Genomic DNA, 25189 nt, shown 5'->3' on the forward strand with positions numbered 1-25189 from the left:
ATTAGCAATTAGCCATTAGCAATTAAGTACTGGCTACTGATTAATGACTAAAATTCCGTTGCGCCGCTTTACAGCCCTCTCCCTACTCAGTCTCCAAACGAGTGCTTACACGCTGTTGGGTGGTGTCTTCCTATGGACTCGACAGGCATCGGCAACACCTGTGACTGCACACCCTAACGCTCAGGCGCAGCTGCCGCAGGTTCCTGTGGTAGTGCCTCCTGCTCCCGTTGATCCCACGAGTCCGCCGCCACCTGTAGGCTATCCTACCCAGCAACCGCTCTTAGAGGGAACTCCGTCGCCGCAGTTTAGCCGCTACCAGTTAGGGATTGGAGATGTAATTAACGTTGTAGTTCAGCGCCCTCCAGGTGCCTACCGCTTGGGAACAGGAGATGTAGTTAGCCTTTTAGTTCAGCGTTTTCCAGATTTGAATGTTCAAACCGCTATTGATCTAGACGGCAACATAATAGTGCCGCTACTGGGAAGAGTATCGCTCAAAGGTTTAACTGTGCAACAAGCACAAGAAAAAATTCGCTTGGGCTTAAACCGCTTTGTGGTTGATCCGGCTGTGACCCTCTCACTCTCTACGCCTCGTCCGGAATTGAATTTTCAAGCCCAAGTTAATCAACAAGGCGATATTGTAGTGCCGCAAGTGGGAAGGGTGTCAGTACAAGGTCTTACCTTGGAAGAAGCACAAGAAAAAATTCGCTTGGGCTTCAACCGTTTTTATATTGATCCCGATGTCACTTTAACTTTAGCTTCTGCACGTCCAACCCAAGTCACAATTAGCGGCGAGGTGGTGAAACCTGGTTACTACACACTAGGCCCAGGTTCTGTACTGACGGCGGCGTTGCTGACTGCCGGGGGAAGCACTAATCAAGGAGATTTGCGTTCGGTTTTGGTGCGGCGATCGCTCTTTGATGGCTCGATTATTGAGCAAAGGGTTGATTTGTTTACACCACTGGCTAACGGACAGGCTTTACCGAATTTGCGCCTACAGGATGGCGATGCGGTGATTGTACCGAGAATAGAAGTCGGCACCGAGCAAACCTATGACCGCACGCTGGTTTCTCGCTCCACAATATCCCAGCAGCAGATCAACATCCGAGTTTTGAGCTACGCTGGTAGGGGAATTGGGAATATTACCTTGGCTAATGGTAGTAACTTTGTTGATGCTTTAAGCGCACTCGTCCCAAATCCAGACAATGCGAATTTGCGAGAAATCGCCTTGATTCGCTTCGATCAGGAACGCGGCAAAGCTGTCACCCAGAAAATAGACGGGAAAGCAGCTTTAATGGGAGATGTTTCTCAAAATGTCCCCCTCCAGAATAACGATGTTATCGTCGTAGGTCGCAGCCTTTTAGGTAAAATTTCCTATGCTTTAACTACCTATACTGCACCCTTCCGAGATATATTGCAATTTTTCTTGTTTCTAAGGCAATTTGGAGAAGAAACCACTATCCTGTTTGGTCCGGGTGGGAACAATTCGGACTCAGGAAATTAGGTGAAAAATTGCAACTTTATTAAGAAAGGGGAAGGGAAAATGCTTAACTAATAAAGGTAAAGGTACTAAAAATTATTGAGGTTGATTCTTAATTTCTACGTCATAGATTCTATTTCTTAATCCCTATTTCCTAAATAGCTTCTTCTAAAACGATTATGACTCCTCCCATTGTCAAACGTTATTTGATTGCTCTCGATCAACATAAATTGATTGGATTAACTAGCTTTTCGATCATTGTAGCTGCCTCGGCTGTAGTGGGTATGCAGCCACCACCACCCACCCTTTACAGGGCTACAGGGGTTCTAGCATATAACGGGCCGATTGCACCGTTTTCGACGACGACACAAACGATTCAGCAGCAGGGGAAGGAACTGACTGCGGAGATGCTGCTAGCTGAGAATGTTGTCAAAGGGGCAGCAGCGCGAGTGAAGGTCGATCCGAAGCAAATTGCTAAAAATGTAGAGGTGAAGCTACCGAAGGAAGATGGTCCAAACGTAATTCAAGTTGTTTATGTCGATAATGACGAGAAGCGAGCAGCGGAAACTGTAGAAGCGCTGAGGCAGAAAATGGTGGAGCAGAGCCGTGCGATTAATAGCGCACGGTTACTAGAAATTATTAAATCTATAGAGGCGCGGTTGCCGAAGGTTAAGCAGGAACTCCGGGAAGCTGAACAGAAACTAGAGCGGTATGTCCGCGTTGAAGGGCCAGCGATCTTGGCAGCGCAGGATGGCACTACATTAGGGGGGATTACTGGATCTGAAGGGCAGCAACGTCAGATTCAAATGACGTTGGAGGGGGTAGATACCCAAATTCGTAGCATCCAAAACAAGTTGGGGTTAACGCCAGAGCAAGCTTACACGTCTTCTGCCCTGAGCGCCGATCCGATTATTGGCAACTTGCGATCGCAAATTTATCAAACTGAGACGCAGCTAAAAATTCTCCAGGGGGATTTGCGATCAGAACACCCGCAAATAATTCAGCTCAGACAACAGCTACAAGCCTACGAGCAACTGCTATCGTCTAGAGCAGCTGAAGTAATGGGTGGAAACGGTGTGGTAGCACCTCTACCTAGTGCCAGAATTCGCCAAGACAGCAGCCTCGACCCAGCACGGCAACAGCTGGCCAACACTTTGGTAAATTTACAAACTCAGCGCGAAACCCTCACACAGCAACTTTTGGCTAGCCGCAAGACAGAGCAGCAACTGCGTGCTGAGTATGTGAAAATTCCCAATAAGCAGCTGGAGCAAGCGCGGCTACAACAGCAGGTGGCGCTGAAACAAGGTCTATTTGATAAGATGCAGGCGGCTTTAGTAGATGCCAGGGCAGCAGAAGCTGAGACTGTCCCCAGTCTCAGCATTGCCGGCTCGCCAACAGTCCTTGCTGGCGAAGGGGGAAGCCAAGGCTTACCGATGACGATGTTAATAGGAGCCTTGGTGGGTGTGTTGGTCAGCGGGGGCTTGATTTTCCTGCTGGCTATGCTAGATGGTACGTTCTACACGGTCGAGGAAGTGCGCGCAGCCCTGAAAAACCGGGATGTGCCGCTGCTGGGCGAATTGCCTTTTGTGACTATCCTCGATCCGCAGCTGGGCGAAACGCCAATTTTGCTCAAGCAAGATTCTGTTTATCACGAGTATTACGAGCGGTTCCGCAGTAATCTCCGGCGGGCGAGTGAAAAACCAGCCAAGGTGGTGTTGTTGACCAGCACGATCGCTGTTGAAGGTAAAACGGTGAGTGCTTATAATTTGGGAATCGCGTCGGCTTGTGCTGGCAAGCGTACCTTGATTATAGAAACGGATTTGCGATCGCCTTCTAGCTCCAAGTTTCTTAAGGTCTCGCCCGATCCCGCCGCCAGCGCCGAACCTCTCCGTTACTACGCCCAACTAAGCGAGTGCATCCGTCTGGTTCCAGACATTGAGAATCTGTACATCGTACCTACTCCAGGCCCGGTGCGTAACCCTGCGGCTATTCTAGAATCTAGCGAACTTAGACGGCTGATCGAAGATGCGCGGGGTCGTTTTGACATGGTGATTCTCGACTCTCCTCCTCTTACCCGGTGTAATGATGCCCTAATACTAGAACCTTATGTAGATGGCATGGTTCTGGTGACTAGACCAGGATTTACTCAGGAAAGTATCCTAGCAGAGGCCATCGATCAGTTGAGCGAAGACGAACTGCCGCTGTTGGGAGCAATTATCAATGGTGTAGATAAGCCAATTGAGGTTGCAGATGTGATGCCGGAGGAGGACGAAACCGAGATCGAACAAGAAGAAGAATTAGAGTCTCCTACTCCTGCGAGAGAAAAAGTACCACCCCAGGTTATAAAGCGCTAACTAGATAAAAGGCAAAAGGCAACAAAAAAGACTCTTGTTGCCTTTTGCCTTAATGTAAGCGTCGTTAGTAAGAATTTGTTTCTGGATCTGGGGAAAACAATCCCAGCAGTGGCCCTAAGATTGCCCCGAAAACAAAACCCCCAGCGTGCGCCCAGTAAGCAATTCCACCACTTTCCATGCCGATGTTAGTTGGTGCATTTAAGCTGGCAACGCCATATAAAGCTTGCTGCAAAAACCAAAAACCCAGAAAGAAAAGAGCGGGGATGCGAAAAGTGGTTAAGAAAATGCCGAGGGGAACTAAGGTCAGAACTTTTGCTTGAGGAAATCTGAGAACGTAGGCTCCTAGAACGCCTGCGATCGCACCACTCGCCCCCAAGGAAGGAATAGCAGAGTTAGCGGAAAAAAACCACTGACTTAAAGATGCCAAAACGCCGCAAGTAATGTAAAAAATTAAGTATTTAACGTGACCGAGTTTGTCTTCAACGTTGTTACCAAAAATCCACAAAAACAACATATTTCCCGCCAAGTGTAAAAAACCACCGTGCAGGAACTGGGACGTTACAAGCGTCAGCCACTCTGGTATCTGCTGATATCCTACTGTATTAGGACAGGTGCTTGAGAGTTGGCAGGGAACGACGGCGGCGACGCGGAAAAATCCCTCCAGCTGTTGCGGTTCTAAAGTCAGCTCATATAAAAAAACCAAAATATTAGCAGCAATCAGTCCATAAGTAACATATGGAGTGATGCGTGTGGGATTATCATCGCGTAAAGGAACCACAAGCGTTTTTCCTAACTATCCAAAGACTGGAAATAACATAACTTAATTTCTTTGTTGCTGTCTTTTGACCTCTGGATAGATATCTAGGATTAAACTCCATCTCTAGGGATATGGATCGCCGATGAACTCCTAAAAACAAAAGACCCCTCGCACTTTCTAAAGGGGTCTAGTTATGGGGTTACGATGAAAGCCTGGGAAGATTACCAGCCTTTTTCTGCCTTTTCCATAACATAGCTGGCAACGTCCTCAATTTGTTTTTTGTTTAGACGTCCCTTGAAGGCTGGCATAGCATTTTTTCCATTCGTTACTTGGGTTACAATCGCCTCCATTGAGTTCATACTGTACTTATCTAGGGCATCTTTTTTCAAAGTTTTATTAGCCATAATAACGTTGCCGCCGCCCATGTGACAAGCAGAACAGTTGGCGCTGAAGATTTTGGCACCATCTACTGTATCAGCTGCTACTGGACGAGTCAAGGCAATCAACACAAGCGTAACCATCAGTACAACCGATAACAGTTTCCTCAACTTGGTTCTCCTATTTTTTATGGAGCAAGTCAATACAAAAAAGCCTTGCAAAACTATTCTAAGATTCTGCAAGGCTTTTTTGTTACCAAGGAGGAGAAGAAAACTTAAACCTCAGCGGCAATTCTGAATAACAAACGTCACATGGATGGTAAGGCTATCTTACCCGGCAACTGTGATTTTACCAACCATTCCAGCGCCACGGTGAGGTTGGCAATAGTACGTATAAGTACCTGGTGGTGTGTCTGCTGGGAAAGTTGCCTCGTAGGACTCACCAGGAGAGTAGAGTAACTTGGTGTGAGTCAGTTTAGTTGCTAGTGCCTTATCTCCAGTTGGCACTCCCTTGTCATCAAAAACAGCATTGTGGGGAGCAAGTTTATTATTAACAAACTTAACTGTGTCACCGGGCTTAATCGTGATATTAGCCGGATCAAACTTCAGCAGCCCTTGGTCAGTACCCATTTTCACGGTGTAGCTGTCTGCTGATGCAGGAGAAACTGACATCACAAAGCTAGAGATTACTAGCATAATTGTGCAAATTAGTAAACCTATGCTTCGTGAAAATGTCATTTTCAATTTCATCGTTTCCTCCCAAAATTGACAATTTAATTTCTTTATCAATATTTTACCTTTATCTTTGACAAGCTGTCATACTATTTTTTTTTCATAATTTTGCAATAGATGGCTGCATCCTTAAAGGAAGCGGGGGTCAAAAATTATTTGTACCCCATCCCGGTGCCTTCTGCGCTGCCCTAAGTATAAATCCGGCTATATTTTCCACATCCTGACGCGGCATCCAGCTTTCCGGCACTTGACGACACCAAAAGGTTTCTTCGCTGCCGTCATAGGTCATTGGTTCCCGCAGAAAGGCGACTAAACTGTTGATATTGTCGCGGGGTGGAGTGGCACCATGCAAGTCTGCTAGGGACAGAGACACTGTGGGATCTGGTAATGTAGCGCCGCCGACGTGACAATTTAGACAGTGCTGCTCAAACAGTCGCTTACCTGCGGATAAATCTTCAGCGGAGAATTGGCGAGTCTGACCTTGCTCATCTAAGTCTAAGGAGATTGGCTCAGTAACGCGCAGGTACTGCCGAATATAGGTGTCTGCGGCAAACGCTGGTAAGCTGACCGTGAAGACCAAAAGGCAGATACCCAAAATCAAAAATAGACGGCGAAGTGAGAGTAATTGACGCAGCATAATAGGGGCGTGGAGTTGAGAGGCTTTTGAGTTGAGAAGAGTTGGGAGTTGAGAGTTAATTTAAAATTTATAACTCATAACTCCTAACTCTTAACTCAAGACGCGATAAATCGTGTCTTGAACAAATTTTCTCTTAGCGCACGGCTTTACCGCCGCCCCACTGTTCGCCTAAAATTTTCGGCTGGAGGAGGATGTGACCAGCGATCGCATACAGGTCATCTTCCGTGAGATTTCTCATCACTGTGTAAATATCGGAGCTTTCTGTGCTGGGGTGCAGCTCAGAGATCGGTGTTTCTCCATCGTAGGTCGTGGGATGGTGCATATAATCCACCAGAGCGGCAATATTGTCACGTGGTGGGGTTGCACCAGCTAGGTCGTCTGGTGACAGACCGATGTTAAAATCGGTCTTCGTGACACCTCCAGCATGGCACTGAGCGCAGGCATAGTTAAATAAACGTTTGCCTTCTGCAACTTGTTTCAGGCTCAATGTCACCTGTTCCCCTTGACCGTTCAAGGGTATGGTGCGAACGTCTGGGTTCAGTTCTACTGCCATCGCTCGACCGACAAGTAGCACAAAAGTGCAAAATACAGTGGTTATAGCCAGACTTATGTATCGCTTAAGCATGGTTCTCCTTAAAAAGTTTTGCGCGAGTTTTTGTTCCACAACACAAGCTAAGGACTCAACCTTATAAACCGCTCTTAAGAAGGGTGCATAAGTGCCGACCCATCAAAAAGGGCGATTAGAAGCTTTGTCCGTTGTCAAAAAGAAAATCGACAGTAGAGGCTTAGGGTGGTTGGTCGGGATTAATTTTACCCTTCGTCAGCACCCGATCCCCGTTTTTGAGACAGAATCTTAGAAATAATAGCCTTGGCATCCTCCAGAGCTAGACGAGTCTGGGGGGTTTTATAGGCGATTCCCAACTGTTGGCACAGATTACAGACCTCCTCTACTGGGAAGCTGTAGTCTGCGGCGATTTCTGCAATTGACAGGTCTGCAAACCCCATGATGGTGCTTAGATGAGCCGATCTAATATCAATATCATCCCATCTGGCGCGATCGCTTTCCTCTCAAAAGGAAAAACTGGTTCTGTTGAGAATCGCTTCGCTTGCCTAGAAACCCGCTCTCAGTGCTTCTGGTACTGGCATCATCGACGGTACAGGGGAGATAGGTTGGTGCAGGCTAATTAGCTGCGCCAGAGTTTTCTTTAACCCGGTGCGAGGTACAATTGCGTCTACAAAGCCGTGCTGTAGTAAATACTCCGATGTCTGAAAATCATCTGGTAGCTTTTCGCGCAGGGTTTGCTCAATCACTCGGCGCCCTGCAAAGCCGATGGTCGCTTTTGGCTCTGCCAGTATGATGTCTCCCAACATCGCAAAAGAAGCTGTAACGCCGCCTGTGGTGGGGTGGGTGAGAACGGGGATATAGAGCAGTCTGGCTTCTCGATGACGCTCCAATGCGCCAGAGATTTTCGCCATCTGCATCAGACTTAACATTCCTTCTTGCATCCTGGCACCGCCGGAAGCACAGACTATTACTACTGGCTTACTTTCCCAAGTAGCTCGTTCAATTAGGCGGGTGAGTTTTTCCCCTACTACAGAACCCATGCTACCGCCCATAAAGCGAAAGTCCATGACACCAAGGGCGATGGGCAAGCCTTCTAGTTGCCCCATCCCTGTTTGCACGGCATCCAGCAGACCGATTTTTTCTTGCATTTCGCGGATGCGATCGCTATATTGTTTGCGATCGCGGAACTTCAGCGGATCGCTGGGAGACAGATGATCGTCAATTGCCATCCAAGTATTAGCATCAATTAGCTGGCGGATGCGCTCATCGCTGAATACACGGCTGTGATGGTTGCACTCTAGGCAAACCATTTGGTTAGAGCGCAAGTCTTTGGTATAAGCCAGTACACCACAAGCCTCGCACTTCGTCCACAGCCCATCGGCAATTTCTCGCTCTTGTGGTTGTTGACTAATTGGCTCTGATTTTCGTCGATTTGCAAACCAATCGAATAGAGACATGAAGACCGTTAAATCCTTATTAAAAAATTAATTCTCTTGCGCCTTAAGGCTGTTCCTCAACTGGACTTAATATTAGCAGGGCTTCCCACTGATCTTGCGATCGCACTTGTAAGGCAGTAGGACACCCAGCACCAAAATAAGGTGCCACACCGAGGTCGATAATCCGACTGGGGATTTGATGACCGAGCAGCATTTGCTGCATTAATTCGGCTTCCCAGCGGGCGCAGTTGGTTCTCAGAGTAATCCAAGACACTGTTTCATCCCATTTTGCTTTCTTTTGGTGTATGGAATGCTTTAATGATATCCAAAGATTTTACCACCACTGCTCTGTAGTTGCTGGCGATCGCTCCGCAGGTAAGCTTGCAATTCCCTGATCCCTCTCCAAGGGTTCCATCACTGCGGAAGGCGAATCCCCTTGAGAAACTCTGTTCTCGCTTCCAGTCTTGAGGGGATTAAAACACAGCGCACCAGTAAATCTAAATTCAATTGTAATAGAATGCGATCGCGTTCTCCCCAACCCTTCTCTTTACGCATTTAAGGGGGTGTAGAAGGGATGCGATCGCCTCAATGAAAAATAGCAAAACACGTCCTAAACTTTCTTATGTTTAGCTTTTCATGTGTTAGCAATAAATTCATCAACCGTAATTCCTACCAGTCGAATTCAGCTTCTAAGCATGGCGCTAATTCGCGATGATTGGGTACTGATAAAGTTGGTTTTAATTCGTGCCACAATATCATGTGGCTTCCGGTGTGATGATCTAATACATAGCCGAAATTTTCAAAAATCTTGACGGCTTCTCTACCGGAGATATTTGATAAACGTCCCATTTATACTACAACTTCTCCGATAAAGGATTGAGTTTCGTTGGCAACATAAGGCTTGCCATACTTGGCTTGGACGTGAAGGTAGCCTCAGATGGCATCTTTAATATTTTTAATTGCTTCGTCCAATGTTTTACCTTGGCTCAGACAGCCAGGAAGCTCAGGAACCTCTGCAACATAACCTTGATATCCTGGATCAAAAGTGAAAATTACTTGAAATTTCATAATTTTATTTATTGGATTTTTCAGGAATAATATCTTGTTGAATTATTATGCCATCGCGCTTTGTTAATCCATTACATCCACGCATCTGCCTGGGTGACTGGTGAGGGCAATTGCCTCTCCTTTGTTAGGGGCATAGTCCCCCAAACTCCCTGATTTGGAGGACTAGCTTTATGTAAAGTGGCTAAACTCTATCACTCCGGAGGCTCAGGAATCACCAGTCAACCGTTTTCCCTGGCTGGTACAAGCTGTTGGCATCCTCTCCGTGTACATCCTCACAAGCATCATCAAGCACCAGCAGAATTGTATATAGCAAGTGACCCCAATTTTTGCCGTGAATGTGGAATATCCAATCTAGTAGATCATCAGAGCTGTTGCAACGCTCAAGATCAATTTCGTACCATTGTGTGCCGTTGTACTCGATTTGAATGGTTAGGTTACTTTTCTGGAAATAGACGCGATAATTGCCATCCTTAACCCCGTTCTGTAGCCTTTCCTGCCTCTCTGATGCAGTTTTTTCAATCAATTGGTTGAAAGTATATGTCTCAATCTCAGGTTTGTCTTTATCGCTCGTATCGCTCATAGCTTTCTCTTAGGTGGTTTATATTTAATCTTTTGAATTCCAATATTCAGCTTCTGTCATTGCGGCTCATAGCTTTCTCTTAGGTAGTTTGTATTTAATCCACCCCTACCTTGGAACAAGCAAGGCAGGGGCATTACTTTACATCCAGTTTAATGCAGCAATTCCTGAGCGCGTTTTGTTAACGCCTCAGCGGTTAAACCATTAAACGCCATCAACTCACCAGCACTGGCTGTAGTTTCTCCACGCTTCCAGGCGAAGGTGTCGCGCTTGCAGTTACTCCGCAGCATGATCGGTTCCAGCATCCCGGAAGCGCCACCCGTGACACCAACCAGTGCATCGCCATCAAATAGCTTGGCAAATGCAGCATCATCTAAGAAACCGTCATCAGCTTGAGAACAGGTATCCCACAACACATCAGAGGGACGGTACAAACGGCGAGGATTGATAACGGAGACAATTCGCACGCCAATTTGTTCGGTTTCTAGGAAGGCTGCGGCTTCAAAAACAGGCATTAGCGTCATGTCGCCAATTACGGCAAAGACTACCATCTTGTCACCGGGGATTTCGTGCAGCACAATGGCACCATCGCGCAAGGCTTGACGGGTTTGTTCAAAGGTGGTGCGAATTGGTAGCGGCGACTTACTAGCAGTAATGACAACTCCCTTATTCTTAGTTGTTAGCGCCCAGTCATAGCAAACTTGGATGCTGTTAGCGTCGGGGGGAAACAGGGGGAAAACGTTGCCATTCCGCATCATGGCGGCGAAATAAGCTTCAATTTCTGGGCGTTGGTGCGTCCATCCGTTGCGCCCTTGCTCTAATGCTCCGGCGGTGTATAAGGTAATAGTAGAGGGAGTTGGACGGCGCAATTCTGCGATCGCTTGCGTCACGGTTTGCCAAATTGGTACGCCATTGATGGCGAAGGATTCGTAGGAACACCACAGGGTACGTCCTCCCATCAAAGCTATACCAGCAGCTAAGCCTGCACAAGCATCTTCACTCAGGGGTTCGTAAACTTGTCCGCCTGGTGCTTGGTTATACAAGTCGTCAACTGTGGGGTGGATAATTTTCAGCGCTTGGTTGATGTTGGCGATACCAGAAGCTTCGTTACCGTCGGCGTTGGTGACAAGATAGTTTTTGTCTATTTCTCCGACTTTTCCTACTAAACGTCCCATTGCGGTTGTGGAAACTTTAGAATCTCCACCCACGGGATATTCTTCTAAGGGAAGTTCGCCTAAGTCTGGTAAAGGTAATTCAAATTCTGTCACGGCTGTTTTCGCCGCTGGGCCACCGCCGGCGTTGACGCAATTTGTCCTGACTAATTCCCATGCAGCAGGTGACAAAGCGCGCGTTTTCAACGCACTGATAATATGGGGAGCATCCAGGGTATCTTTGGCATAGAGGTTGTGAGATTTTGCCCCTAGTGCGTGGACACCTGCACCTTTTAGCTGTTTGATGATAAATACTGTAAGTTTGCCGCCAAGGGCAGATTTTGCAGCTTTATCCACGCCGACGAGAACAGCTTTGGTAAATTCCAAGCGCTTCTCGAAGGAGAAGGCGGTACTATCGACGTAATCTCCAGGCTGATTTTGATCGTCGTAGTCTTTGGCGTTGACTAAGATAACTTCTTCAAACCCGTTACCGCGCCAGTAGTTAATCATCTGTTCGTTGGATTTGGTGGACACCATGCTATGGTGTTCCTGGCTGTAGCCGTTCCAAACCAACACGGGTAAAAAGTTGGTGACATCTGGATAAGCGGTGTGGAAGTGTCCCATCCCACTCATAATGTATGGTTCGCCTAAACCGCCGTCGCCGAGAGTAAAGGGGAAAAGTTTGTCGCGATGCAGTAAAGCTGCTGCCATTGCGAAGTGTTGCCCTTGTCCGAGGGGGCCTGCGGGGGCTAAAATGCCGGGAATGTAGCCGGAAAGGTGTCCCAGGAGTCCGTGTTTTTCTCGGAAGCGATCGCGCAATTGTTGTACTGTTTCTATCCCCATGTCTTCTAGCGACCGATCGAGAAACATGGCACTATAAAATCCAGGGGCGTGATGTCCAACTTCGGTGATGATATTCTTGTGACCCAGCATCACCAAAGAGGCATAAGCTTCCGCTTGAGAAGCAAAACCTCCAGGGTGTCCTGATGCTTTAGAGGCTGTAACTTGCAGGATAAGGTACCGCAAAGCGTCGGCATAAAGTAAAGTTTGGAATACAGCAGCCGGATCTGTGGTGGATGCGATCGCATCTTTCCCCTCTTCTATTGCTGGCGATTTCCCAAATTTCTCAAATTCTGGCATTTCTTCGCCAAAATATTGAATTCCATCGCAAAAAGCAGGCTTATTAACAATTGCCTCTTGAATTGCTGTCATAATTACAGATACCTTTGCTAAATTAACTGCGCTTGAAGTTCTAAACGCAATGTACTACGCAACACGCGATCGCGTCGCGCACATCGAATCTCTGGGCTTGTTGTGATTTAACTTAAACCAAAAACAACTTTCTTTCGTAAGCTATACGAAGTCTCTGCTTCATTAGTCCCTTAACCTTTGATCCTACAGCCTTATAGGCCTATAAAATCCTCGGCAACTTTTAATTTCAAATATTAAAACCTTGTTAGAAATACAACTTATACTTATTGGTTAATTTTCACTTAGGCTCAAAACAACTGGAGAAATGTTTAATAATAAACAAACAGTTCCGATTATCTATAGTGCGGCTGTAACTCAAAGAATCCGCTATTTTATGCAAAATTGCGATTCCCCGCCCACCGCCAGATTCTTTATTCGCTAGTTCGGGTAGAGTCTTGATTCGTTTTTCTAAATCAAATGGCGGCCCTTCATCCCAAATCCGCATCTCTAAACGTTCTGCAAACAGAGTAACTTCGATATCAATAGGCACGTCTGAAGGTTTACCTTTGTGGGCGTGGCGAACAGCGTTAGTAAACCCTTCTGCTAGTGCTAGTTGACACTGCAACCAAACTTTTTTAGGAATAAATGGTTGATTTATACTCTCAAACCCTGACAAAACACTGTCTAAAGCCTTGAGGTCTGTGGTAACTTGTAAACAGATTTTCTTGATTTCGTTCAACTGTTCAAATCCCTTTAAATTAACAACAGTTTAACTGATTGTTTCAAACAAATAGCTTTTATTTGTTTTGAACTTAAATTCATCGCTGAATATTATACTACTACTAATATAATTGAATATATAAGTTTTTATTTTTTCTTTTAAAGCATTGCTTTAAAAGCAGCAACACACCATTTTTCCTAATTAAGTTAAATTTCGATATAACAGTTGCTGTAGCCATAAAGTTTATTGCTTGTGAGCTGCATTTCCCTTTCTCACTATACTAAGGAATACATGACAAGTTGATGTAAAAGGTGGTGGGGGCGTAAGTGTTGTGGTGCGGCAAGCGATCGCGCATTGCGTCAGACAAGCTAAATAGGTTATAACGGCGTACAGCACAGCCTTTCTGTAAACAAACCTTTACTTAGATAGTGCTGTATGTGCTTAGTTCTTACACAAGGTTATTAAACTGGAAACAGAAGGCATTGCTTTGTTGGTATAACTTGTTAGATTTAGTGATGATGTGTCTCTTTCTTACCTGCATGGACATTTTTGAGTCTAATAGTGATGTTAATTATCATAATGCGAGTCAGTCACTTGTGGAAAGCAAAGGAAGACTTTGGTAGCCAATGACTATACTTGTTTATGATTGTCCATGTTTTTGGTTAAGTTTATTAAAACTCAACTGAGTTTCAGGTGTCATCTTTGAAGTTTAATCTGCCTAATGTCCATCTTAATCGACCTTTAGTCTCTCTGTCTCATGGTTCAAGTTTTGATTATTGATGATGACCCTGCGATTCAGCTATTGCTGAAAAGAACACTCAAAAGCGAAGGGTACGATTTGACGGTAGCAAGCGATGGCGAAGCCGGGTTAATTCAAGCCCAAGAGTTAAGCCCCGCTTTGGTAATTTGCGACTGGATCATGCCGCGCATGAACGGACTGGAGGTGTGCCGTCGAATCAAGGCAACGCCAGAACTTTCTACCACCTTCTTTATTTTGCTGACATCGATGGGTTCCGTCGATGATCGCGTTAAAGGGTTGGATGCTGGCGCGGATGATTTCTTGTGCAAACCCATTGAAATGAATGAATTGAAGGCGCGAGTGAGGTCGGGCTTGAGGCTGCACCAACTCAGCCGGGATTTGAAGCAGCAAAAACAGTTGCTGGAAGACGAATTAGCCGAAGCTGCCGAGTATGTGTGTTCCATTTTGCCCTCGCCCCTGTGTGATCCACCTGTAACCATCGACTCGCGGTTTATTCCCTCGCGACAGCTGGGAGGCGATGGATTTGATTACTATTGGCTAGATAAGGATCATTTAGTCATTTATTTGCTGGATGTAGCTGGACATGGATTGCGGGCTGCCTTACCCTCTCTTTCGGTGATGAATCTGCTGAAGAACCAAGTGATGGCTAAGATTAATTACTATCAGCCCAGCGATGTTCTCAAGGGATTAAATGAAACTTTCCAGATGACTCAGCGCAATGATAAATACTTTACCATTTGGTACGGTGTTTATAACCGAATTAAGCGCACCCTAGTTTACTCTAGCGCTGGACATCCACCAGCCGTTTTAATCTCCGCCAAAACTCCCTTTTTTACCCAAGTAAAACGTTTGAAAACCCCAGGCTTGCCAGTTGGGATGTTTCCGGATGCAGAATTTATGGATGATTTCTGCGAAGTGGAAAAATCCAGCACCCTGTACATTTTTAGCGATGGAATTTATGAAATTAACCAGCCAGACGGCAACATTTGGGGGCTTGATGCGTTTGTCCAGGTGCTTACAAGCTGCCGCGACAAGAGCGAGAGTAATTTAGACCGGGTATTGCGTTCCGTTCAAGTTGTAAACCCTAAAGAATATTTCGATGATGATTTGTCTTTGTTGCAAATCAATTTTCCTTAGTCCTTAGTCGTTGGCTAATGGCTAATCGCTAATGGCTCTTTAATTATTAGCAATTAGCAATTAGCAATTAGCAAATCACTATGAAGTAACTTGGTTAGAAAAGTCGTCTCGATTAGGAAAGATTTCAAACACACGATCCATACTGGTGAGTTCAAACAACATTTTTACTTGCTCATTGATAGAGCAAATAAAGAGTTTTCCACCAGAAGCTCGAACAGTTTTGAGCGCTAGAACCAGCGCCCCTAACCCAGAACTATCCATAAAGGTAACATCCTTAAAATCAATTAGCACAATATCGGCTCCATTTTCCACAATATCGCTAATTTCTTGACGAAACTGACCCGCTTTCATACCGTCTAAAATTCCAGAGGGTTGAACAATTTTAACAACAGGACTCATATTCTGTAGCGCGGACCCTTTGAACGACGAGCTAGACCTAGACAGTATAACTGTGAAGGTAGATTTCAGCTAGGCTTTAGCGGGTAAGATTTAAGAAAATCTCTCCAATTAAGGGAGCAAGGCTAGATTTAGTTGCGATCGCTTCTGTCTGAGGACAAGTAAACCGCCAATTCAACCTACCCCGCTTCTACGGAAGTGAAAGATTTCTGCCTGTATAGGGCAGCTTCCCCTAAGCCGTGCTAACGTCTCCTTCCTCTACAAGCTTTGTTGCCTGTAGGACAAGCAATCTCTTTCGAGTGATAGACCCTTTAAACTTCTTAACTTTTTTAGAATCGGGGAATATATATACGGGTTTCGCGAGAATTGTCCATGCAAGAGTACGATGTCGTTATTATTGGTGCTGGTCACAATGGGTTAGTGTGTGCTGCATATCTTCTAAAAGCCGGGTACAGCGTCCTGCTGTTGGAGAAGCGTTCAATTCCCGGTGGCGGCGCGACAACTGAAGAAATTTTACCTGAAGAGGCACCTGGTTTTAAGTTCAATCTCTGCTCAATTGACCACGAGTTCATTCACTTGGGGCCAGTAGTTGAAGAGTTAGAACTTACTAAATATGGCTTGGAATATCTTTATTGCGATCCAGTAGTTTTTTGTCCCCACCCGGACGGCAAATACTTTTTAGGTCACAAGTCAGTAGAAAAAACTTGTGCGGAAATTGCCCGGTATAATGAGCGCGATGCCAAAAAATACGCCGAATACACAGATTACTGGCAACGGCTAATTGGTGCAATGATTCCGATGTTCAATGCACCGCCAAAATCTATCATTGACATCGCTGGCAACTACGACCTAAAAAAAATTAAAGATTTATTCTCAGTGCTAGGTGGCCCGAATAAGACCTTGGATCTAATTCGGAATATGATCACTAGCCCAGAAGATATTCTCAATGAGTGGTTTGATTCGGAATTTCTCAAAGCCCCCCTTGCTAGACTCGCCGCAGAACTTGGCGCACCGCCTTCCCAAAAAACAATTTCTGTGGGAGCGATTATGATGGCAATGCGCCACGATCCCGGTATGGCACGACCCAAGGGCGGTAGCGGCGCACTTGTGGATGCTTTGCTAAAGTTAGTGCATAGTAAGGGCGGGGTGGTGCTGACTGACCAGACCGTTGAGCGCGTTTTAGTGGATGATGGTCGTGCGGTAGGCGTTAGGGTGGCAGGTGGCACCGAATACCGAGCAAAACGTGGGGTAATCTCCAATATTGACGCTAGACGCTTGTTCCTGCGCTTAATGGACGAGGCAGATGTTGATGATGCTGACCCAAATTTGCGCGATCGCTTGGAGCGTAAAATCGTCAACAACAACGAAACTATTCTCAAAATTGACTGCGCTTTATCTGAACCTCTGCGCTTTGAACACCACAACCACCAAGATGAATACCTCATCGGTTCTGTTCTCATCGCTGACTCGGTGCGTCACGTCGAAATGGCCCACAGCCAAGCATCTATCGGCAATATTCCCGATTCTGACCCCTCAATGTATGTCGTTGTACCAACAGTGCGCGATCCGTCGATGGCACCAGAAGGCAAGCATACCTTATGGATTGAGTTTTTCGCCCCCTATCAGATTGCTGGTGCCGAGGGAACAGGTCAAAATGGCACTGGCTGGACTGACGATTTAAAAAACAAAGTCGCCGACCGGGTGCTGGACAAGCTGGCAGAGTATTCCCCAAATCTCAAGCACTCAATCATCGCTCGTGCTGTGGAAAGCCCCGCCGAACTGGGAGATAGACTGGGGGCTTATAAAGGGAACTACTACCACATCGACATGACCCTCGACCAGATGATCTTCTTCCGTCCCTTACCGGAATTAGCTAACTACAAAACTCCCATAGAAGGGCTATTCTTGAGCGGTGCTGGAACCCATCCAGGCGGTTCCGTTTCCGGGATGCCTGGACGCAACTGCGCTCGTGTTTTCCTGCACACGCAGCAGCCATTTACCCAAACTCTGAAGGATGCGGGGAATTCTATCAGATCAACTGTCGAGTCTGTCTTTAAAATCTCCTCTGACACCTAGCCGTAAATTCGTCTCATATCATGTCTGGTTAATTACCCATAATTAAAAGGAACCCCAACCCATAGAGAGCAAGCGGGGGAGGAGAGCCACCGCTTGCTATGGTGGGGTTCTATATTTATGGGCAATCAACCAGATTTGATATCGCTAATACGCAGATTACTTACCAAGGAAAGCTGGCTCATGTATTGGGCGAGTTTATATTAAATAATCTTGTTTTAAGTTATACAGACCGCTACCTTTTGGAGACTGGAGATAGTCCGGCTGAGTTTAACCTTGATAGACCTATCTATAAATAAATCGAGAATGCGATCGCTCCGACGCTTCCATCTCTATCAGGGATAGAAACTATGCACAACAGTTCAGGTATTGGCAAGCTGCATTTTCAGATTTTTTTTTATTATCCCCATGCCCTGGAAGTTTAGATTTCATCCTATAGTTATTCAGGAAGTTTGTGGCATCGTCCACCTCTAGGGGCATACTGAACCAGTAACCTTGCATTTCCTCGCACTGGAGACTTTGCAATAATTCCATTTGCTGATGAGTTTCCACACCTTCAGCCACTACCCGGAGATTCAAACCACGCCCCAATGCAATCACAGCCGAGATAATCGCTGTATCCTCCGGTTGATCACGCAAATCGCGCACAAAAGATTGATCGATTTTGAGCGTATGGAACGGAAATTTCTTTAAATAACCCAGAGAAGAATAGCCTGTCCCAAAATCATCCATACTGATGTGAACTCCCATCGCGTACAGATCGCGCACCCATTCCCGTCCTTTGTCCACATTCTGCATGATAGTGCTTTCTGTAATTTCCAACTCCAGAAAGTGAGGCGAAAGTCCTGTTTCTGCTAACACCTGCCTCACCATTGCTACTAGATTCGGTTGTTGGAACTGTCTAGCTGAGAGGTTAACTGCCACCCTTAGCGGTGAGAAACCTGCTTTTTGCCAAGCTTTATTTTGAGCGCAAGCAGTCCGCAATACCCATTCACCAATGGGTATGATTAATCCGTTTTCTTCAGCCAGGGGAATAAATTTTTTCGGAGAGACGAGTCCTAGAGTCGGGTGATTCCAACGCAAAAGTGCTTCCATCGCGATAATCTCTCCCGTCTTGATATTTACTTGCGGTTGGTAGTAAATAACAAACTCTCCCTGTTTGAGAGCATGGTGCAGCCGATTTTCCAGCGTTAATAATTCACTAGCTTGAGAATTCATTGCTGGGACATAAAATCGGTAGTTATTTCTGCCTTGTTCCTTGGCGCGGTATAAGGAAATATCAGCGTTTCTTAAGAGAGTTTCGGGATCTTCTCCATCTTGGGGATAAAGAGCGATGCCGATGCTGCTGCTCATATGAAGTTGGTGTCCCTCCAAGCTAAAAGCAGGTTTCAAGGCATCTAAAATGCGTTGAGCAATCTTGGCGGCATCTTTTGGATCGTTTATGTGGGGCAGTAGCAGGGTGAATTCATCGCCTCCCCAACGGGCAACAGTGTCATTATCCCGCAGACAGTTTGCCATTCGTTCTGCAAAGAGTTGTAATAAGCGATCGCCCACAGCGTGTCCCAGTGTATCGTTAATGGTCTTAAAGCGATCCATATCGATAAACATGACAGCCAAACTGTATTGGCGATAACGTGCATCTGCTAGTGCCTGAAGAAGTTTTTTATTAAATAGCGTTCGGTTTGGCAAACCTGTGAGGAGGTCATGAAAAGCTTGATATTGGATCATTGCCTCAGCAGCTTTGCGTTCAGTAATGTCTTCTTGGACGCAAACCCAATATTTCTTATCCCCGATTTCTAAGGTGCTGATCCGGGCATAGGTGGTGAACAGAGAGCCGTCCTTCCTGCGGTTAAAAAACTCTCCAAATCCAGAACTTTGAGCCTGTAATTGTTCGACGAAATCGCCATATATTTGAGTATTGTCTTCCGGTGGATGGGCGCTTAAAATCGATACAGGTTTGCCAATCAACTCACCTCGCTCATATCCGAACATTGCTTCAAATGCTGGATTAGTAAAGAAGATAATGCCATTTTCGTCAGAGACGTTGACACCTTCTGCCATGCTCTCAAGCACTAAAGCCTGCGTTTTTAATACTTCCTCTGCCCCCTTGCGCTCAGTGATATCAAAAACGTAACTTCTAATTAGCTCGTTTTCAGCAATGTAGTGTACATATTGTTCAAATACTTCACTACCAATTTGCAGTTCCCTAACAAAAACTTTCCCTTTACTTTTTTGAAGCTTTGCTATTAAATCTCCGATCAGCGGATGCTGTTTTGTAGCCTCTTGAATATCAGGAAATTTTATTAGTGCCGCTGGATTTATATATGTAATTGTCCCTGATAAATTAATTTCTACAATAGGATTGGGTAGTAGTTCCGGAAAAGAAGCTAATCTAACTAGAGCCGATTCACTTAATTTGGCAACCTTGAGATTTGATGCTGATATCGGTTGAAAGAGAGTGCTTGAGCAGGCTGGAAAAGTAGAAAAATCTACTTGTTTGCCATAATTTAGTAATTCTGTCTTTGATAATTTAGGTACTATCCGATAGCTTGCCTTAATAATCCCTCCAAATATGATCATATCCTCATGCTTTAATTCGTGAGCAAAGCAACGTCGCCCATTGACAACTAGCCCATTCGTGCTAAGATTACCTTGTAAGTCTCCGTCTATTATCCAATATAAGTAATCGCCATTTACTGGATTTTTAACTCGGAACAAAGTAGCATGATGGCGAGAAATTAGTCGAGAGTTCAAAACTACTGAGTTACTGCGATCGCGACCTAGTGAATAGGTACTAGCTTCAAAGGAAACTGTACGTCTACCTTTTGGATCTTCAATTACCAAAACATGACAAAATTGTTCCAATTTCCTTATCCTGTTTATTCTACCTAGGCTAATTATTTTTACTAATTAAAAGAATACAGTATTCTTATAACTGTTACCTCCCAAATTATACGGAATTATACTGGGAAGTTTTTAAAGTGAATGTGAATTTCATGTATAAATTATTTAAACTCGGTTCGGGAAATAATTATCCAAGCTGTGCTGATTTAGGTGGTAACTGTCGCTGGTAAGAGTAATAGTTGCGTAACCGTTGTGGCGGCGACAGCAGCATTGCAACTGCTACAAGCTAATGTCGAAGCCTGGGAAATAGGCAGATACAGCCAAGTGCAACCATTGTGCAGTAGATAGCATCCGTTAATGGTTTGACGCATATCAATAGTATATTTTACTTGTTTAAGAAATAATGATTAATTAAGATCATTAATGGGCAACTCTATGGTAAATGTGGTTTGACGATTTTTACTTTCTACTCGCAGGGTACCTCCCAAATGTGCTACTAATTTTTTTACTAGAGCTAGTCCTAATCCAGTTCCGCCTTGCTTCCAGGGATCGGAACTGGGAATGCGATAGAATTTCTCAAAAATCCGATTTAGTTCGCTTTGTGGAATCTCAACTCCAGAATTGATTACGCTCAACTGCATGAGATTTGAGTGGGATATTTCAACAGCTTGGACTGTGAGTGTAATTGTTTCTAATGGGGGGGTGTATTTGCAGGCATTTTCTAGCAATTCGGTCAATATTCTGGCTAGAGTAGTGGGATCGCAGGTGAAGCAGGGCAAATTGGGGGGGATGTTAAGAAGCAAGGTTTGCTGGCGGTTTTCGGATCGTTCTTGAAATGGTTCTACAATTGGCGGTAGCCATTCCTGTAGCTGAATTGATGTTAGTAATAAAGGTTGAGCTTCTGTATAGAGTCGCTGCAAGTCCAAAAGGTCATCAATGAGGCGAATTTCGCGATCGCATTCGTTTTGCAATATTTGAAAGTACCGAGCCACTTTGCTTTGTTCTGCTTTTGGTTTGCTGAGTTCCGCTAAAAATGGCGAGTCTCGATTAAGGGCGATGGAAAGCATTTGAATCGCCATTTTCATGTTGGCGACGGGGGTGCGTAATTCGTGAGAAACGGTGTTGAGAAAGTCATCTTTGAGGCGATTGAGATTTTCTAGAGCCTCGACTTGCGATCGCGCTGCTTGATACAATCTCGCTTGGCGAATAGCGATCGCGCACTGATTCGCCACTTGCTGCACCAGTCGGATTTCTTTTTCGTTAAAGGCTTCTTGGGGCGGCTTGAATAAGCATAAATCACCTAGCACACCTTGGTCATCGAAAATCGGGCAAAGAAGTCTAGCGAACGTACCGCGAATATCGGAGCCGAGTGGACAAAATTGGAAATACAGACCGTGCAGAAGCTGATTATAACCTTCGCGAAACTCTGCCATTTCCACCAAATGCCCCTGAGCGGTAGGCATTCCCAGAGTATACTCATAGCGAATAGTAGAGGTAGCGCGATCGCTGTCATACAAAGCGGTATCGCAGCCTTCTATGTTTAACCCGACGGCTAATTCCCAAACGACTATTTGCAAAATTTGGTTTTCGTCGAGGCTATCGCGTACATCGTCAGTGATGCGTTTAAGCATCGCTTCAAAGTCGAGGGACTGTTGCAGTTGGGCGGTGCGTTCGCGTACTTGGAACTCCAAGTTAGCGTTGAGTTGCTGCACTTGCTGATAAAGTTCTGATTGCTGAATGGCAATTGACACTTGTGTTGCCAATTGCTTGAGCAGATCGATCTCAAACGGTTCCCAGTGACGTTGTGCGGAACATTGATGAGTTGCCAGTACCCCCCAAAACTTATTACCGTGCAGGATGGGAGCTACCAAGGCGGCTTTGACTTGCTGTTGCTGCACATACTCGTTGATAGCTATAGGAAAGCCTTCCTGTTGCATATCATCGATCGCTCTTACCTGTCCCTCGCGATAAACTGCTATCCTTTCTTTAAAAGAGGTTGAGGCAATGTTAACCCCTAAAATAGAGGGCCAGGCCGCATCAACTGATTCAGCCACGACTACGGCTTGTTCATTTCCCTTAATTTGGTATATGACAGAGCGATCGCTCTCCAGAAATTGTCGGATTTCTGCCACCGTAGTATTAAGAACTTCCTCCAAGTTTAGTGACCCTCGGATGCGCTCGGTAATAACCCGAATTACCCATTCTCCTTCAGCCCTTTGCGAGAGGGCTTTTTCCGCCCGCCGACGCTTGGCGATCTCCTGTTTTAGTTTTTCATTGGCTTCCTGAATCTCGGCGGTTCGTTGTTCAACTTGCTTTTCCAAATTATTACGATCGCTCTCCATAGCTGCTTGGTACCGCTTACGCTGTGTAATGTCTTCTAACAGCTTTTCGTTATTCCATCACCTGACCGCTAAAGTTTAGTGCTGCGCTAAACTTAAAGACAACAGGAAAGAACGCCCCCTATCTTTGTCTGAATCTTAACCTCCCATTCCTTGGTTTCTAGGCTTTGGAGTACCTGACTTAAGTTGGTATAAAAGTTTTGCCGAGCCGAACCTGCCACAAAGATAGCTAACGGTTTGCCCACTCAACTTTCCTGGGAAACCTTCAGCAAGCTTGCTGCTGCTTGGGTTGCTTCTATAATAACCCCAATGGGATTTGTCACCAAATACCCGTTTCGGGGGTTATCCTCAAACCAAATCATAATAACGCTCTCCTCTCCACTTCCAGACCATGACGGGTGGCGACTAGGAGTTTTGATGAGCGATCGCGTTTTTCGGCGCTATTTGCCATTCTTCTACAGCTGCCTGCATTCTTGCATACTCAGGTTTTGGAGTCGTCGTAAAGAAGCCTCAATCTGCTGGTCGAACATTTTTTCTTCTACATCTGGGACAATTTCAAAGCGCGAATTTATGCCAAATTTAGATAATCATATTGTTCGCGCACTCTCGAACAATGTACTCAGGTTATTTGGAGATTAAGGGGTTTTAAACAATTTCACACACTATTGTATTTGCTCATAATGTACTATTGTTTGGTATCAGAAGGTTAGGAGAATTATTCTATTAGCACAAATCAGCAGCGCATTGTCTGTATCTCATAGATCAAAATAGTTTTTCCTTATTATCCTGATAATTTTGTAGACTAAGTAGGGCTAGAGGTTAGGTAACGGATACATAGAGATGGAGAGAATAAATTATTCTTCATCCTTTCTGAGGAGGCAAAGTATTCCTTGTAACCGATGAAGAAAAGTATTCTAAACTGATGAACTGAAGTTAGCGTTAATAAAACTTGATTAATGACAGAGCAGGTTTTAATTCTTGGAGGAAGCGGACGGATTGGCAGCAGCGTAGCAGCCGATCTGGTCGCACACACACAGGCGCAAGTTATACTTACTGGCAGACACGAAGCTGCTGGGATGTCGGTCACTCAAGAGCTGGGGTCGAAAGTGAAATTCCTGGGTCTAGATTTGGCAGACGACTCGGTACTCAGGGATGCGATCGCCTGTTGTAATCTGGTAATCCACTGTGCGGGGCCATTTCATTACCGGGATGATAGAGTCCTAAAACTCTGTATAAAAGAGGGTGTCAACTATCTGGATGTCAGCGATCACCCATCCTATACACGCAAAGCCTTAGATTGCCGAGAAGAAGCTGCCGCTGCGGGGGTGACAGCGATTGTTAACACGGGAATTTTCCCCGGTATCTCTAATAGTATGGTGCGCCAGTGCGTCGAGCAGCTAGATGAGACAGACAGGATTCACCTGAGTTATCTCGTATCGGGTTCCGGCGGGAGTGGGGTGACGGTGATGCGAACCACATTTCTAGGGTTGCAAAAACCCTTTGAAGTTTGGATAGATGGTCAATGGCAGGAGATAAAGCCGTATAGCGATCGCGAAGTCATTGAGTTTCCGCCGCCTTACGGTCGCACTGGCGTTTACTGGTTTGATATGCCAGAAGCCTTTACGCTACCGGAAACTTTCCCAGTCAAAACCGTAATCACCAAATTTGGCACAGTTCCCGATTTTTACAATTACCTTACCTGGAGTGTTGCCCACTGGTGGCCTTCCAGCTGGCTAAGAAATCGTTATGTCATCGAGTTTTTAGCCAGAGTCAGTCACCGCATGACCGATGTAAGCGATCGCTTTACCGGAGTTGGCGTAGCCATTCGTTCTGAAGCCACCGGACGTAAAGATGGACAACCAGCCAAGTTTTGCTCAACTTTAGTGCATGAAAACACCGCAGTTGCAGCTGGTTATGGTACTGGCAGCCTTGCCGAATTAGTGCTAACTGGGAAACTTAAAAAACCCGGTGTTTGGGCAGTAGAACAGGCACTCCCCACCGATTTATTTGAACATACCATGCAAAGCCGAGGGCTTAATATTCATCAAGAGTGGTTGCCTCAGAAAAATTAATGTATCCTGCGGCAGAAGGCACAGTTGTAGCTGGACAAGTACGATTCATTTCGTACTAATAGATGACGTTAGTAGTTTTATCTACTCGCGTCTGGTAAAACTTTTGCGAAAAAAAATCAGGAGGTAATTTTCATGCAAAGAATTTTATTAGCTCTCAAGCAAGGATTGCAAAAGCGTATTTTTGTTTTAGGTTTGATGGGTTTAATCAGCTTGTCAGGTATATTTATTTTCGCCGCGCCAAGTTATGCAGTGCTACATTCAAAAGACAAGCTATCACCTCAAGAAAAAATTGATCGCGCCTACGAATATAGCGAAGCCACAGGTATTTTAGAAGAAGAAAAGCAGGCATCAGAAAATGCCAATGAAACCTTTGACTTCAATGAAAAGGCTAACGTCAAGACAGTAACAGGCGCTACAGAAGAAAATTCCGAGCCAAATTTGATAGAAAAAGCGCAAGATTTAATTCAAAAGGTGATAGGAAACGACTAAAAATATCTCTAATTTCTAGTTTCCAGACTTAGGGAA

23 protein-coding genes and 1 pseudogene are annotated in these 25189 nt (G+C 45.3%); 6 read left to right on the top strand and 18 right to left on the bottom strand.

All coding sequences use genetic code 11. The features are described 5' to 3' along the window. The first annotated feature begins 43 nt into the window (after positions 1-43). Entirely contained in the window at positions 44-1501 is a 1458-nt protein-coding gene (locus H6F63_RS08490; protein WP_190636527.1) for a polysaccharide biosynthesis/export family protein, read from the top strand. Positions 1502-1656: 155 nt separating this feature from the next. After that, positions 1657-3831 (top strand): polysaccharide biosynthesis tyrosine autokinase, encoded by a 2175-nt coding sequence (locus H6F63_RS08495; RefSeq protein WP_190636529.1) that lies wholly within the window; start codon positions 1657-1659, stop codon positions 3829-3831. A gap of 64 nt (positions 3832-3895) precedes the next feature. Here the strand turns inward: H6F63_RS08495 and H6F63_RS08500 are convergent, their stop codons facing one another. The 14 genes and pseudogenes from H6F63_RS08500 to H6F63_RS08565 form a co-directional block, all read right to left on the bottom strand. Further along, positions 3896-4609, bottom strand: a complete 714-nt coding sequence (locus tag H6F63_RS08500; protein WP_190427979.1) for a rhomboid family intramembrane serine protease — start codon at positions 4607-4609, stop codon at positions 3896-3898. Between the two features lie 200 nt (positions 4610-4809). Next, the gene (petJ, locus tag H6F63_RS08505) at positions 4810-5136 is read right to left on the bottom strand and encodes a cytochrome c6 PetJ (protein WP_190437235.1); all 327 of its coding nucleotides are present in this window, start codon (positions 5134-5136) and stop codon (positions 4810-4812) included. Between the two features lie 159 nt (positions 5137-5295). Then, complete coding sequence (gene petE / locus H6F63_RS08510) at positions 5296-5703, bottom strand: plastocyanin (protein ID WP_347269429.1); 408 nt, start codon at positions 5701-5703, stop codon at positions 5296-5298. 139 nt (positions 5704-5842) lie between these two features. Beyond that, on the bottom strand, positions 5843-6334 hold the full coding sequence (gene psbV2, locus H6F63_RS08515) for a photosystem II cytochrome PsbV2 (RefSeq protein WP_190636532.1): 492 nt from the start codon (positions 6332-6334) through the stop codon (positions 5843-5845). A 133-nt stretch (positions 6335-6467) separates the two neighbouring features. Further along, entirely contained in the window at positions 6468-6959 is a 492-nt protein-coding gene (gene psbV / locus H6F63_RS08520) for a photosystem II cytochrome c-550 (protein ID WP_190427971.1), read from the bottom strand. A gap of 185 nt (positions 6960-7144) precedes the next feature. Beyond that, a complete protein-coding gene (locus H6F63_RS08525) occupies positions 7145-7339 on the bottom strand; it encodes a translation initiation factor IF-2 (RefSeq protein ID WP_190427969.1) in 195 nt (64 codons plus the stop codon). A 105-nt stretch (positions 7340-7444) separates the two neighbouring features. Beyond that, positions 7445-8356, bottom strand: a complete 912-nt coding sequence (gene accD, locus H6F63_RS08530; protein ID WP_190636534.1) for an acetyl-CoA carboxylase, carboxyltransferase subunit beta — start codon at positions 8354-8356, stop codon at positions 7445-7447. 43 nt (positions 8357-8399) lie between these two features. Further along, the gene (locus H6F63_RS08535) at positions 8400-8609 is read right to left on the bottom strand and encodes a hypothetical protein (RefSeq protein ID WP_190427963.1); all 210 of its coding nucleotides are present in this window, start codon (positions 8607-8609) and stop codon (positions 8400-8402) included. Positions 8610-8749: 140 nt separating this feature from the next. Next, positions 8750-8890 (bottom strand): hypothetical protein, encoded by a 141-nt coding sequence (locus H6F63_RS08540; RefSeq protein ID WP_199297883.1) that lies wholly within the window; start codon positions 8888-8890, stop codon positions 8750-8752. 114 nt (positions 8891-9004) lie between these two features. Continuing rightward, positions 9005-9184, bottom strand: coding sequence for a type II toxin-antitoxin system HicA family toxin (locus H6F63_RS08545; protein WP_199297884.1), 180 nt, complete (start codon positions 9182-9184; stop codon positions 9005-9007). 87 nt (positions 9185-9271) lie between these two features. Beyond that, positions 9272-9403 (bottom strand): annotated as a pseudogene (locus tag H6F63_RS08550) (type II toxin-antitoxin system HicB family antitoxin); the annotation flags it as partial. A 211-nt stretch (positions 9404-9614) separates the two neighbouring features. Then, on the bottom strand, positions 9615-9983 hold the full coding sequence (locus H6F63_RS08555; RefSeq protein ID WP_190636537.1) for a hypothetical protein: 369 nt from the start codon (positions 9981-9983) through the stop codon (positions 9615-9617). A gap of 149 nt (positions 9984-10132) precedes the next feature. Next, a complete protein-coding gene (locus H6F63_RS08560; RefSeq protein WP_190636539.1) occupies positions 10133-12343 on the bottom strand; it encodes a phosphoketolase in 2211 nt (736 codons plus the stop codon). 277 nt (positions 12344-12620) lie between these two features. After that, positions 12621-13061, bottom strand: coding sequence for an anti-sigma regulatory factor (locus H6F63_RS08565; protein WP_190636541.1), 441 nt, complete (start codon positions 13059-13061; stop codon positions 12621-12623). Between the two features lie 739 nt (positions 13062-13800). Here H6F63_RS08565 and H6F63_RS08570 point away from each other — a divergent pair. After that, positions 13801-14940 (top strand): SpoIIE family protein phosphatase, encoded by a 1140-nt coding sequence (locus H6F63_RS08570; RefSeq protein WP_190636543.1) that lies wholly within the window; start codon positions 13801-13803, stop codon positions 14938-14940. A 78-nt stretch (positions 14941-15018) separates the two neighbouring features. Here H6F63_RS08570 and H6F63_RS08575 read toward each other — a convergent pair whose 3' ends face one another. Continuing rightward, positions 15019-15339, bottom strand: coding sequence for an STAS domain-containing protein (locus tag H6F63_RS08575; protein WP_190636545.1), 321 nt, complete (start codon positions 15337-15339; stop codon positions 15019-15021). A gap of 369 nt (positions 15340-15708) precedes the next feature. Here H6F63_RS08575 and crtO point away from each other — a divergent pair, with 369 nt between their 5' ends. Beyond that, positions 15709-17412, top strand: coding sequence for a beta-carotene ketolase CrtO (gene crtO / locus H6F63_RS08580; protein WP_190636547.1), 1704 nt, complete (start codon positions 15709-15711; stop codon positions 17410-17412). A gap of 345 nt (positions 17413-17757) precedes the next feature. Here crtO and H6F63_RS08585 read toward each other — a convergent pair whose 3' ends face one another. The 3 genes from H6F63_RS08585 to H6F63_RS08595 form a co-directional block, all read right to left on the bottom strand. Beyond that, positions 17758-20274 carry an EAL domain-containing protein gene (locus H6F63_RS08585; RefSeq protein ID WP_190636548.1) on the bottom strand — a complete coding sequence of 839 codons (2517 nt, stop codon included), beginning with the start codon at positions 20272-20274 and terminating at the stop codon, positions 17758-17760. Positions 20275-20459: 185 nt separating this feature from the next. Then, entirely contained in the window at positions 20460-20624 is a 165-nt protein-coding gene (locus H6F63_RS08590; protein ID WP_190636550.1) for a hypothetical protein, read from the bottom strand. 36 nt (positions 20625-20660) lie between these two features. Beyond that, complete coding sequence (locus H6F63_RS08595) at positions 20661-22595, bottom strand: GAF domain-containing protein (protein WP_190636552.1); 1935 nt, start codon at positions 22593-22595, stop codon at positions 20661-20663. Positions 22596-23548: 953 nt separating this feature from the next. Between H6F63_RS08595 and H6F63_RS08600 the strand changes: the two genes are divergently transcribed. After that, a complete protein-coding gene (locus H6F63_RS08600; RefSeq protein ID WP_190636554.1) occupies positions 23549-24664 on the top strand; it encodes a saccharopine dehydrogenase NADP-binding domain-containing protein in 1116 nt (371 codons plus the stop codon). Positions 24665-24796: 132 nt separating this feature from the next. Then, on the top strand, positions 24797-25153 hold the full coding sequence (locus H6F63_RS08605; RefSeq protein WP_190636556.1) for a hypothetical protein: 357 nt from the start codon (positions 24797-24799) through the stop codon (positions 25151-25153). Positions 25154-25189: the final 36 nt, after the last annotated feature.

Origin of the sequence: Trichocoleus sp. FACHB-40 (genome assembly GCF_014695915.1) — a bacterium.
GTDB lineage: Bacteria > Cyanobacteriota > Cyanobacteriia > Cyanobacteriales > FACHB-T130 > Funiculus > Funiculus sociatus.